The 11911-nt window shown below is 45.1% G+C and carries 10 protein-coding genes; 5 read left to right on the top strand and 5 right to left on the bottom strand.

Going from position 1 to position 11911, the window contains the following annotated elements; translation table 11 throughout:
• Positions 1-45: 45 nt before the first annotated feature.
• From O9290_RS05630 to O9290_RS05650, 5 genes are all read right to left on the bottom strand, one after another.
• Entirely contained in the window at positions 46-378 is a 333-nt protein-coding gene (locus O9290_RS05630; RefSeq protein WP_002781634.1) for a nucleotidyltransferase family protein, read from the bottom strand.
• Between the two features lie 291 nt (positions 379-669).
• Positions 670-1965 (bottom strand): adenylosuccinate lyase, encoded by a 1296-nt coding sequence (gene purB / locus O9290_RS05635; protein WP_061433257.1) that lies wholly within the window; start codon positions 1963-1965, stop codon positions 670-672.
• 286 nt (positions 1966-2251) lie between these two features.
• Positions 2252-3586 (bottom strand): FAD-binding oxidoreductase, encoded by a 1335-nt coding sequence (locus O9290_RS05640; RefSeq protein ID WP_288057218.1) that lies wholly within the window; start codon positions 3584-3586, stop codon positions 2252-2254.
• A gap of 388 nt (positions 3587-3974) precedes the next feature.
• Positions 3975-4094: a photosystem II protein Y gene (locus O9290_RS05645; protein WP_039900610.1), complete on the bottom strand. Its 120-nt coding sequence runs from the start codon at positions 4092-4094 to the stop codon at positions 3975-3977.
• 65 nt (positions 4095-4159) lie between these two features.
• The gene (locus O9290_RS05650; protein ID WP_002757960.1) at positions 4160-4711 is read right to left on the bottom strand and encodes a gamma carbonic anhydrase family protein; all 552 of its coding nucleotides are present in this window, start codon (positions 4709-4711) and stop codon (positions 4160-4162) included.
• 108 nt (positions 4712-4819) lie between these two features.
• Between O9290_RS05650 and O9290_RS05655 the strand changes: the two genes are divergently transcribed.
• The 5 genes from O9290_RS05655 to O9290_RS05675 all read left to right on the top strand — a co-directional run bounded on the left by O9290_RS05655 (position 4820) and on the right by O9290_RS05675 (position 11435).
• Positions 4820-5335: a TIGR02652 family protein gene (locus tag O9290_RS05655; RefSeq protein WP_043998928.1), complete on the top strand. Its 516-nt coding sequence runs from the start codon at positions 4820-4822 to the stop codon at positions 5333-5335.
• A gap of 208 nt (positions 5336-5543) precedes the next feature.
• Positions 5544-6041 carry a VOC family protein gene (locus O9290_RS05660; RefSeq protein ID WP_043998929.1) on the top strand — a complete coding sequence of 166 codons (498 nt, stop codon included), beginning with the start codon at positions 5544-5546 and terminating at the stop codon, positions 6039-6041.
• 130 nt (positions 6042-6171) lie between these two features.
• Complete coding sequence (gene glpX, locus O9290_RS05665) at positions 6172-7209, top strand: class II fructose-bisphosphatase (RefSeq protein WP_002756310.1); 1038 nt, start codon at positions 6172-6174, stop codon at positions 7207-7209.
• 184 nt (positions 7210-7393) lie between these two features.
• The gene (locus O9290_RS05670) at positions 7394-8680 is read left to right on the top strand and encodes a glutamyl-tRNA reductase (protein WP_288058605.1); all 1287 of its coding nucleotides are present in this window, start codon (positions 7394-7396) and stop codon (positions 8678-8680) included.
• A 292-nt stretch (positions 8681-8972) separates the two neighbouring features.
• A complete protein-coding gene (locus O9290_RS05675) occupies positions 8973-11435 on the top strand; it encodes a BsuBI/PstI family type II restriction endonuclease (RefSeq protein ID WP_288058607.1) in 2463 nt (820 codons plus the stop codon).
• Positions 11436-11911: the final 476 nt, after the last annotated feature.

An 11911-nucleotide genomic window follows, 5' to 3' on the forward strand; every position in this document is an offset into this window, starting at 1 on the left:
TCGCAGCAAGAAACGCACCTGACAAAATCTGCGGATTGCAGCATATCAAGCAGGAATTGGGGATCCCGTTGCATAAATCACTTGAGCCGAAGAAAGGATTTGATTACGGCGTAGGTAGTTGCGACTGGTGGCAATGCCTTGGCGGGTAATCAGGTCAACATCTCGATGGAAAATGGTTTTTAGCTCTGCTTCCATTTGGTCTAGGGTGCTGAATGTGGGGTGAGCCTCTGGATGAAATTCCACCATAACATCAATGTCGCTGTCGGGGCGGAAGTCTTCGCGCAGGACGGAGCCGAATAGAGCGAATTCGGTCACTTGCCAGCGATCGCAAAACTGGGCAATTTTTTCCATCGGTAGGTCGCTCGCAGTAATGGTCATGGCATTGTTACTCCCAAGGTTTCAAGTTGCCGATCTCAAAAACGTGGCCGATAGCTGATCACTGAAAGCTCCCTAAATAGGGTTTGCTGAATAAATCTAAAAACCTTGTTGTATAAGACTTTTAGACTTTTTGGTTTCCAAAAAGTACCAGATATGGGAGTGATCGGGGGGAAAATTCAGGTACTTTTTCCCTGAAAATTGGGTAATTGACCCCCTCAAAATCAGTAAAACCCTACACCCTACACCCTACACCCTACACCCTGCCCCCAGGAAAAACTTTTTCAGCAAACCCTAAATATCTAACCTTTGGTAGATGCTATTAAGGTGATTTAAGTGCTGCTGGGGATCAAAGCAACTTTCGATCTCGTCGGGGGATAAAATGCCGGTAACTCGCTCATCTTGGCTGATAAAAGCTTTAAAATTGCCGTTATCGGTGTTCCAAGCGCGATGGGCGTTTTCTTGGACGATTTTATAGGCAGATTCCCGGCTAATTCCCTTACTCACCAAAGTTAAAAGAACTCTTTGACTGAAAATCACGCCACCGTAAACATTCATATTTCGCTTCATGTTTTCGGGATACACCAGCAGATTTTTGACTAAATCGGTGATTTCCTTGAGCATAAAGTGGGTTAAAATGCAAACATCCGGCAGCATCACCCGTTCTACGGAACTATGGGAAATATCTCTTTCGTGCCAGAGGGCGATATTTTCTAAAGCGGAAACGCTATGACTACGGATAATTCTCGCCATTCCCGTTAAGCGTTCTGAACGGATGGGATTACGTTTATGGGGCATAGCGGAGGAGCCTTTTTGTCCTTTGGAAAAGTATTCTTCCACTTCTAGGACATCGGTTCTTTGCAGGTTGCGAATCTCCACGGCAAAACGTTCGATCGAAGCCGCCAATAAAGCTAATTGTTGCACATAATCGGCGTGTCGATCGCGGGAGATAACTTGAGTGGAAGCGGTATCCGGTTCTAATCCTAGCTTCTGACAGGTTAACGCCTCAATTTTCGGGTCAATATTGGCATATGTTCCCACTGCACCGGATATTTTACCGATGGCGATGTCTTGGCGCAAGCGAATTAAACGATCGCGTCCCCGCAGCACTTCCGCTAACCATCCCGCTAGTTTAAAGCCAAAGGTGATCGGTTCGGCGTGAATGCCGTGGGAACGTCCCACCATGACTGTATAACGGTGTTCTTGGGCGCGATAGCGCAGGGCTTGAATGAAATCTTCTAATTGTTCTAGAATCAGGTTTAAACTGGCGACTAATTGTAAGGACAGGGCAGTATCTAGTACATCGGAACTGGTTAAACCCAAATGAATATAACGCCCCGGCTCGCCCACATATTCGTTAACATTTGTTAAAAAGGCGATGACATCGTGGCGCACTTCTGCTTCTATTTCTAAAATGCGATCGGGATCAAAATTAGCTTTTGCCTTAATTTCTTCCACTGCATCCGCGGGAATATAGCCTAATTCGGCCTGCGCTTCACAGACGGCTATCTCTACCTCTAGCCATGTTTGATATTTATATCTATCCGTCCACAAATTCCCCATTGCAGGGAGAGTATAACGCTCGATCACTATTAATTCTTCCAAGACAACCGTTTAATTGTATCGGATCGGGGCAAGTCCGGGAATAGGCAGGGGGCAGCGGGGAGTTTTGTTTTCCCCACTCCCTTTTTAGCGGTTAGTGTTTTAGGTTCGATCCCCCCTGCCCCCCTTGATAAGGGGGGTGCCGATCCCCCCTTAATCCCCCCTTAATAAGGGGGGTGCCGATCCCCCCTTAATCCCCCCTTAATAAGGGGGGCATCTGATAATTTTTAACGCCTGCCTACTTATCTAGTTTAATTTAGCTTGAATAGAAACCCTACCCCCTAGCTTCAACCCATGCTCGCATTTTACCCGGATTGTTCAATCCGTAGGGATCGACGAGTTGTTTAAATTCTAGTTGTAGCGGATTAATCTGTCTGCTGCCGCCATCTTCCATGATATAAGTGTGAGGATTGGCAATGGCTGCCCCCTGTTGTTCATAGATAGCAATAATCTCATTTAATCGAGTTTCTGTGGTAAATTCTAGCAAGGGAAGACCGGCGGGAATAACTTTACCTTGAAATTTCAAAAATTCTAGGTGCATCATTATTTCCTCACCAAAATAATTATGGAGTTTCTCTACCGTGGCTAGATTAAAATAAAAAGCTTGTAGATAAGTTATCTTGGGGTTACAACTACGCGCGTGGAGAGTGGTATGATTCCAAGTAAATTCTAAGATACTGTTGCCTTTTTGGGTTTCTTCTGGCGTTTTATAGTAAGTAAGTTCACCATTATATTCTTTAATTAAAGATTCTAATGCGACTCGATCGCTGTCCGATACTATTAACAAAACTGCCGCTTTTCCTGTGGGTAAATAATCCTTAAGAGCAGTAAAATAAGCGGGAATTGGCCAAGAGTGAACACTAACCATTTTCTTGACAATGCCATCACTATCACTGAGAGCTTGACCAAATTTAGCGGCGGTGAGAAAATCGGCAAAAGTAACGATAAATTCTGCCCAAGGATAACAGGGAGCGAGGGCTATTTCTAACTCGGTAATAATGCCATTGGTTCCGTAGGCATGATTGACTTTTTCTACCTCATCCCCCCGTAGTTCGATAATTTTTGGTTCCGCTTCTAGGGTGACTAATTGCACTGCTTGCAGATTGCCTCTATCCTTCAATTGTCCATAATTAATTGAACCCATGCCCACACTGCCACCCCCGATAAAACCGCCAATTGTCGCCGTCCGATAGGTAGAGGGAGCCATTCTTAATTCCCAACCGATTGCGCGAGCTTGTTTATCAAAAAATGCCATTTTTACCCCCGCTTCTACCCGGGCTGTACCCGGTTCGATCGAGATAATTTTTGTTAGTTTCGTTGTGTCTAAAATTACTCCGCCCTGCAAGGGAACACATTGACCATAATTACCTGTACCCGCACCTCTAACTGTTAAAGGAATTTGGTATTTAACGCAGGTTTTAGCGATGTCAATAACTTCTTGGCTATTGTGGGGACGAATGACTAAATCAGCCCGTTTATCTTGCAGTTGTGCCTCTAAAATGGGACTAAAATGATAATAATCTAAGGAAAGTTTCGCCACTTGCCCCGGATCGGTGATAATTTCTAGATGGGAAAGCTCTTGAATGAGATTTTGACAATTAGATTTCATGGTTAGGTATTAGTGTAAAATTAGTTTCCTAGTCGAGATGACAATTCAGTTATCAGTTATCAGTTATCAGTTATCATTCATAATTCATAATTCATAATTCCCCCATTTCCCCATCATCTTACACCCTACACCCTACACCCTACACCCTACACCCATCACCCTACACCCTACACCCTACACCCCACACCCTACACCCTACACCCATCACCCCACACCCTACACCCTACACCCTACACCCCACACCCTACACCCTACACCCTACACCCCACACCCTACACCCTACACCCTACACCCTACACCCTACACCCCAATCAGCGATCGCTGGATAAGAAAAAATTAAAAACCGATCGCCTAGGCGGTCGGTTTTACTAAGAAGTATAAACTTTTATTAACTTTGTTTGCTGAGAAACTGTTGAGCTTGTCTAATAGCGGCAGCGCCGATATTGAAGACAGCCCAGCCACCAGCAATAAACAAAGGGGTTAAAACGATTAACACTCTCCAGTCCATAGATTTCCTTCTCCTCGGTCAGTGCTTAAAAGATTGTTACTTGATTCTCATTTTATATTTATACCCTAATCCGCCCGTTTTGGGAATCCGGTATCAGTACCTTTTCCCCCATGAACGAGGGCAAGTTTAGCATAGCGCTCGGCGTGTTCGATCAACTCTTGAGCCTCCTGTGGCGACACTTCCCGGACGCGTTTAGCGGGAATACCCACCACTAAAGATCGCGGTGGTATATCTTTTGTCACAATACTACCCGCCCCGACAATACTACCCGCCCCGACGCGCACACCATCGAGAATCACTGCCCCAATGCCGATTAAACAACCGCGTTCAATATGGGCTGCGTGAATTACCGCCCGATGCCCGATGGTAACGTAATCTTCAAGGATAGTAATTTTGCCCGGATCTCCGTGTAGGATCGCCCCATCTTGGATATTAGTATAGGCCCCAATTTCGATGCGTTCCACGTCGGCACGCAATACCGCCCCATACCAAACACTCACCCCCACAGCTAGGGAAATATCGCCCATTACCGTGGCATTAGGGGCAATAAAAGCCGCTTGACTGACATCGACAAGGGGCCAGAAATTAGAAGTTGATCTTAAGTTATCTAAAGACATGGAAGGATCTGCACTAAAGTCGGAAGAGAATACCCGTCCAATTTGGTTGGGTATAATATGGATAGGCTTATTGGTACAAAGATAACAATTTTTAGTTTAGGTTCTTCCATGATCAATGCAAGTTTACAATACCCTGTTTTTGGCCCCGATATCCATTGTCCTCACTGTCGGCAGCTAATCCCCGCCCTTACTTTGACGGATACCTATTTGTGTCCGCGTCATGGAGCTTTTGAAGCCGATCCCAAAACGGGTGAGTTGGTTCACTTGCAGTCAGGACGGCATTGGCGACTCTGGAATGGTGAGTGGTATCGTCAACACACTCACCCCGATGGTATTCGTTTTGAGATTCACGAAGCACTTGATCGCCTCTATACCCAAGGATTTAAAGCGACTAAAGTGATTATTGCCAACCGTTATCGCGATTTAGTTAGTTCCTACCTAGAACGTAACACTACTTGGCGCGGTAATGAACCGGGTGAAGCCACTATTCCCCGTCTCTACGGTTTACCAGTAGAATTTAGCCCCAATGCCCCCGATGAACCCTGTTGGGATGTAATTAATTTTGATCTGGAAAAAGAACCGGGGGTTCCCAAACGTTATCCCTATTTTCGTCTTTTTGATTAATCAATAGCCATCGGGAGTCAGGAGACAGAAGACAGGAGACAGGAGACAGGAGACAGGAGGCAGGAGATTATTTTTATTTACTCTCCCCGCTTCCCCGCTTCCCCACTTCCCCACTTCCCCGCTTCCCCACTTCCCCACTTCCCCACTTCCCCGCTTCCCCACTTCCCCACTTCCCCACTTCCCCACTTCATAATTCTTTCTCCTGAAAATGCACCATGCTTCTATCCGCACCGCTAATATCCATCGGGCGATCGCTTTTTACCAACTTCTCGGTTTTACCCTAGAGGAAAGATTCACCACGGGTTATACTTTGGCCTGTTGGCTAACGGGGTTAAACGGACGCATCGAATTAATCCAAATTCCTCAACCGAAACCCGCCCCCGATGCCTTTAGCGATCAGCATTATGTCGGTTATTATCACTTGTCTTTTGACCTAACAGAAAATGTCAGCAATTTACCAGAATGGTTAGAAAAATTAACAAATAACTTTCAGCAAGCTCATCAAGAGGATGCCGGTTTATATCAACCTTTAAAAATTCTTTTGCCACCCCAACAACAGATGATCGGCGATCACGTCTATGAAGTCACCTTTATTGCCGACACAGACGGTTTACCCCTGGAATTTATCCGTCGTTTAACGCCGAAATCAGCGATCCAGGTCTCCATAACCGAGATGGAGGCGACAGTGCCGGCAAAAACTCCCTAGCTATACCGGTCTCCTCCAGATGATCTACATAAAAACTTAAGAATGATCCCCGTCTGGTGATAGACTTTTGACTGTTAAGGAAACAAACTCACTAGATAAATCATAGATCAGCTGTAGGGAGGATCATCGAGTGGAAAGTACGCTAGGGTTAGAAATTATCGAAGTAGTCGAACAGGCTGCCATTGCTTCCTCCAAGTGGATGGGTAAAGGCGAAAAAAATATCGCTGATCACGTCGCTGTGGAAGCGATGCGCGAACGGATGAATAAAATCCATATGCGCGGTCGCATCGTTATTGGAGAAGGGGAAAGAGACGAGGCTCCTATGCTTTATATTGGCGAAGAAGTGGGTATCTGTACCCAAGTTGATGCCAAACAATATTGTAATCCCGACGAATTAGTCGAAATCGATATCGCCGTCGATCCCTGCGAAGGCACTAACTTGGTCGCCTACGGTCAAAATGGTTCTATGGCCGTGTTAGCGATCTCCGAAAAAGGTGGGTTATTCGCCGCTCCTGACTTTTATATGAAAAAATTAGCCGCTCCCCCAGCAGCTAAAGGTCATGTGGATATTAATAAATCGGCGACGGAAAACCTGAAAGTCCTTTCCGATTGTCTCAATCGTTCGATCGAAGAACTGGTGGTAGTAGTTATGGATCGTCCCCGTCACAAGGAATTAATCCAAGAAATCCGCAACGCCGGGGCCAGAGTTCGTCTGATCAGCGATGGTGACGTATCGGCCGCTATTTCCTGCGCTTTTTCGGGAACTAATATTCATGCTCTCATGGGTATCGGTGCCGCTCCGGAAGGGGTAATCTCGGCGGCGGCTATGCGTTGTCTAGGCGGTCACTTCCAGGGACAATTAATCTATGATCCCGAAGTGGTCAAAACCGGTTTAATCGGCGAAAGCCGCGAGGGTAATCTCGCTCGTCTGCAAGAAATGGGCATCACTAATCCCGATCGCGTTTACGGTTGCGAAGAATTAGCCAGTGGCGAAACCGTCCTCTTTGCCGCCTGTGGGATCACCCCCGGCACCCTGATGGAAGGGGTACGCTTCTTCCATGGTGGCGCTCGTACCCAAAGCTTGGTTATCTCCACCCAATCGAAAACCGCTCGCTTTGTCGATACCGTTCACCTGTTCGACCAACCCAAATACATTCAACTGAGATAATTCCCTGACCCGGTGGGGTGGGCATGGCTCACCTCGCCCCCATTGGTAAAAATATATAAAGTTTTTTTTCAAACATCTTTTATTTGCATCCCGATTGGGACTAAATTGCAACAATTAGAGACATAACGCACTGATCTTTATCAATAATTTTTGTAGCCTGAGCAACATTTGTAGGAGAACATAAATGAATATTGCTGTAGTGGGCTTGAGTCACAAGACAGCCCCTGTGGAAATTCGCGAAAAATTGAGTATCCCGGAAGCGAAAATCGAGTCCGCCCTTACCCACCTCAAGGGTTATCCCCACATCCAAGAGGTGGCGATTATCAGCACCTGTAACCGTTTGGAGATCTACGCCGTGGTTACGGATACGGAAAAGGGCGTGGTGGAAATTACCCAGTTTCTCGCTGAAATCGGGCATATTCCCCTTAATGTCCTGCGTCGTTACCTGTTTACCCTGCTGCATCAGGATGCTGTCCGTCATCTGCTGCGGGTGTCGGCCGGTTTAGAAAGTCTTGTCCTCGGTGAAGGGCAAATTCTCGCTCAAGTTAAAAATACCCATAAATTAGCCCAGAAGTACAATACTATTAGCCAGTTACTCGATCGCCTGTTTAAACAAGCGATGACTGCCGGTAAACGCGTCCGCACGGAAACCAGCATCGGCACGGGAGCCGTATCGATCAGTTCGGCGGCGGTGGAGTTAGCCCATGCTAAGGTGACAGACCTCAGCAGCAAGAAAATCGCTATTATCGGGGCAGGGAAAATGTCCCGATTATTAGTTACTCACCTTCTGGCTAAGGGTTCTCAGCAAATTGCGATCGTCAATCGCTCCCAAAGACGGGCCCAGGAGTTGGCCCGTGAATTTCCTCACCTACCGCTGCAACTATATGGCTTAGAAGAGATGATGACTACCGTAGCGGCATCGGATATCGTCTTTACCAGTACCGGAGCCACGGAACCAATTTTAACTAAAACTTTATTGACAGAAGTGACGATTTCTGCTAACTCGCTGATGTTAATCGATATTTCTGTTCCCCGCAACGTCCATACCGACGTGAAGGAATTGGCACAAGTGCAAGCTTTTAACGTCGATGATCTCAAAGCGGTGGTTGCCGCCAATCAGGAAAGTCGCCGTCAGATGGCCAGGGAAGCAGAGGCACTCCTAGAGCAGGAAGTGGAAGCTTTCGAGCTTTGGTGGCGTTCTTTGGACACTGTACCGACAATTAGCTGTTTAAGAAGCAAAATTGAAGATATTCGCGAACAGGAATTAGAAAAGGCCCTCTCCCGTTTGGGGACGGAATTCGCCGAAAAACACCAAGAAGTTATCGAAGCAATGACCCGCGGTATCGTCAATAAAATCCTTCACGAACCCATGGTACAACTGCGCGCCCAACAGGATATCGAAGCGCGTAAGCGCTGTTTACAATCCCTGCAAATGCTCTTTAATCTCAGTGTCGGGGAGGAATATAGTTAGGGACTGGTAATCCACAAAAATTAAGGGCGATTCTATGGGTCTGTTAAGATGATTTTGAGGGATTGGGGGCGAATAATTTGGCAAGATTCCCCTATCCACAATTTCAAGATTGACAGACCAATAGACTTTTGGCTGTGGAAATGCGGTAATTATGCCCAAATTGAGGGGGTGTTAAAGCGATGGAAGTAGGACAGAGGAGGGTGTGGGACCGCAGGGAGCGATATAATTGATAGTTAGGTGTACCGGGAAGGAGTTCTGTGGTATTGATTCATAACTGCTACTAGATGACCAGATGGCAACGTTCCTTACTGATTCTGCTGATATAGCCAGAGTCTACTACTCTTCAAGATTGAACTTGAAACAGCGTAGTCAGTTGGGTCAGTTCTTGACCCCCGCAACTGTTGCGCGTTTCATGGCAGGACAATTCAACAACCTGTCTGGTCATATTCACCTTCTAGATGCTGGGGCTGGAATTGGAACTTTAACTGCTGCTGTAGTAGAGCGGTTACTGGCAAACCCCGATCAGGTTAGTAGTTGCAGCATTACAGCATATGAAGTCGAACCAGTCTTCTTCCCCTCGCTAAATCAAACCCTCACAGAATGCTGTGCCGCTTTGAACGGAAAAGGAATTCAAGCAGATTATTGCTTGCGGGGGGAGAATTTCATCAAAGCTAGTAGTGAAATGAACTTGCCACTCTTTAAGAAGGTAGTTCCAGGCTTTACTCATGCGATTCTGAATCCACCTTATAAGAAGATTCACAGCCAATCAGCAGAAAAGAAAGTTCTTGCAAGTATTGGGATTGATACTGTAAATCTCTACAGCGCATTTGTTTGGCTTGCCATCGTACAACTTATAGACGATGGCGAAGTGGTTGCGATTACGCCGAGAAGTTTTTGCAATGGCAAGTATTTTCGCCCTTTCCGAAAAGCCTTCCTAGAATATATGAAACTAGATAAAATCCATATATTTGAGAGTAGATCAGCAACCTTCTCAGAAGATGAGGTATTACAGGAAAATATTATTTTTCACGCCCTAAGATCTAAACAAAAACCTAGCACTGTAAAAATAACCAGTAATTCTGAGATGGCATTAGACGAGATTTCAGAATCTAGATATACCCCCTATGACGAAGTGATTGAGCCGAATGATTCTGAACAGTTTATTCATATTGTTACAAATTCTCTCAAGAATTCCTTGAGAGTTCAAATGAATAAAATGCCCTGTACATTGGATGAGATAGGCTTAGAAGTTTCCACAGGTCCAGTTGTTGATTTTCGCCTGAAATCGTCTTTAAGAAACCATTTGAGTGATAGAACTGTTCCCCTACTTTATCCAGAATCTGTAAAAGTAAGGAAAGTAGTGTTTCCTCCTGATAATCCCCGCAAGCCCATTGCGGTAGAAAAAAATAACGAAACAGAAAAATGGTTAATTGAGCCTGGCTGGTATGTTTTGACAAAACGTTTTTCATCCAAAGAAGAAAAGCGTCGTGTTGTTGCTGCTGTGTGTTATCCTATTGGTTCAAAATCTCTAGGTGTCGAAAATCATCTTAATTATTATCATGCTAAAGGCAGAGGAATGCCTCCTGATGTAGCTAAAGGGTTAGCCGCATTTCTTAATTCAACTTTATTTGATAGCTACTTTCGTCAATTTAGTGGAAATACACAAGTCAATGCTACCGACCTTCGTAGGGTTAAGTATCCATGTAAAAATGACTTAATCCAAATAGGAGTTCAAGTTGGGGACAATGACTTAAACCAAGAAGAAATCGATCAAGTTGTACATGAAGTTCTATCAATTATGGATGAAGCAAGTGCCGCAGTTCAAGCAAACAAACGAATCGAAGAAGCACTGACAATTCTCAAGGCTATCTCTGCTCCTAGAGCGCAACAGAATGAAAGGTCTGCACTATGCTTACTTGCGTTAGCAGATATTCAACCTGATAAACCCTGGAGCCAAGCTACTGCACCAAAACGCGGAATTACAGAAATGATGGATTGGTTCCGTGATCATTACGGAAAACAATATGCACCAAACACACGCGAAACTGTTCGAAAACAGACAATGCATCAATTTGTGCAGATGGGACTGGTGGTTCAGAATCCAGACAAACCAGACCGACCAATTAATAGCCCTAGGTGGTGCTACCAACTTGATCGGCAAGCGTTATCACTGCTTCAAGTTTATGGCTCTGAGCAGTGGGAAGAAGCTCGTAGAAATTATGCGCTTTCAGTGACTAATTGGTTGCAAGCCAGGAATCGAAATCTGCCCATGATTCCTATAACCTTACCCGATGGTCGGGCGATTCAGCTTTCATCAGGTGGGCAAAATATTTTAATTAAAGACATCTTAGAAAGCTTTTGTCCAAGATTTACGCCAGGGGGCGTAGTTCTATATATTGGCGATGCTGGTGATAAATTTATAATCAACGAAACACAAAAATTCCGAGAAATGGGGATTGAATTAGATCCTCACGGGAAAATGCCTGATCTTGTTATCTATCATAGATACCAAGATTGGCTTGTCCTTATAGAAGCGGTGACGAGTCATGGTCCAGTGAATTTGAAACGCCACAATGAACTAAAGCAACTTTTTCAATTAAGCTGTAAGGGTCTTGTCTTTGTTACTGCTTTTCCCAGTCGTAGGGAAATGACTCGTTATCTTGCTGAAATTTCCTGGGAAACAGAAGTTTGGGTAGCTGATCAGCCCGATCACATGATTCACTTCAATGGAGAGAGATTCCTAGGTCCATATTAGAACCCAGAAAAGCGTTCTTAAAGATATCAGTTGTGAAAGTACACCTAACTTCACCGTTAGGTGGCTTAGGTTTTCTGGCTCTTCGGTTTGTGTTATGCAATGGACGGGGGTTATAAGGGATGGAACCCTTATATAGAAAGGCATTTAGCGATTTTTGTCAATTGTTTTTGATCTAGAGCGAACTAATCAATTAAGTCTCTTACCAGATAAGGATTTAGTCGATTTATGTCCCCCTATCGAACCATACCAAGTAACGAAGAACCGGTTTTCTATTGGGACAGTGCTTCTAGGTTATTTTTGATCCTAAATCCTGTTTTGCAAAGCTGATAACAATCAATCATCGGAAATTTTGGGTCTGAAACCCCGCCGTTCTAGGTTGGCTTTACGTTAGAATTAAAAGGCCAGTCTCGAAAACCAAGTGGACGGCGCAGCACCTTGAAAACTCGGCTTAGGGGGTTCCGACCAGAAAAGCTTGG

The sequence above is a fragment of the Microcystis sp. LE19-41.2A genome, assembly GCF_027530405.1.
GTDB lineage: Bacteria > Cyanobacteriota > Cyanobacteriia > Cyanobacteriales > Microcystaceae > Microcystis > Microcystis aeruginosa.

Bases quoted from the DNA above. Each gene is read 5' to 3' on its own strand.
- O9290_RS05670 (WP_288058605.1), top strand. From the start codon at position 7,394: ATGAATATTGCTGTAGTGGGCTTGAGTCACAAGACAGCCCCTGTGGAA.
- O9290_RS05650 (WP_002757960.1), bottom strand. From the start codon at position 4,711: ATGTCTTTAGATAACTTAAGATCAACTTCTAATTTCTGGCCCCTTGTC.
- O9290_RS05660 (WP_043998929.1), top strand. From the start codon at position 5,544: ATGCACCATGCTTCTATCCGCACCGCTAATATCCATCGGGCGATCGCT.
- O9290_RS05655 (WP_043998928.1), top strand. From the start codon at position 4,820: ATGATCAATGCAAGTTTACAATACCCTGTTTTTGGCCCCGATATCCAT.
- O9290_RS05645 (WP_039900610.1), bottom strand. From the start codon at position 4,094: ATGGACTGGAGAGTGTTAATCGTTTTAACCCCTTTGTTTATTGCTGGT.
- O9290_RS05640 (WP_288057218.1), bottom strand. From the start codon at position 3,586: ATGAAATCTAATTGTCAAAATCTCATTCAAGAGCTTTCCCATCTAGAA.
- O9290_RS05675 (WP_288058607.1), top strand. From the start codon at position 8,973: ATGGCAACGTTCCTTACTGATTCTGCTGATATAGCCAGAGTCTACTAC.
- O9290_RS05630 (WP_002781634.1), bottom strand. From the start codon at position 378: ATGACCATTACTGCGAGCGACCTACCGATGGAAAAAATTGCCCAGTTT.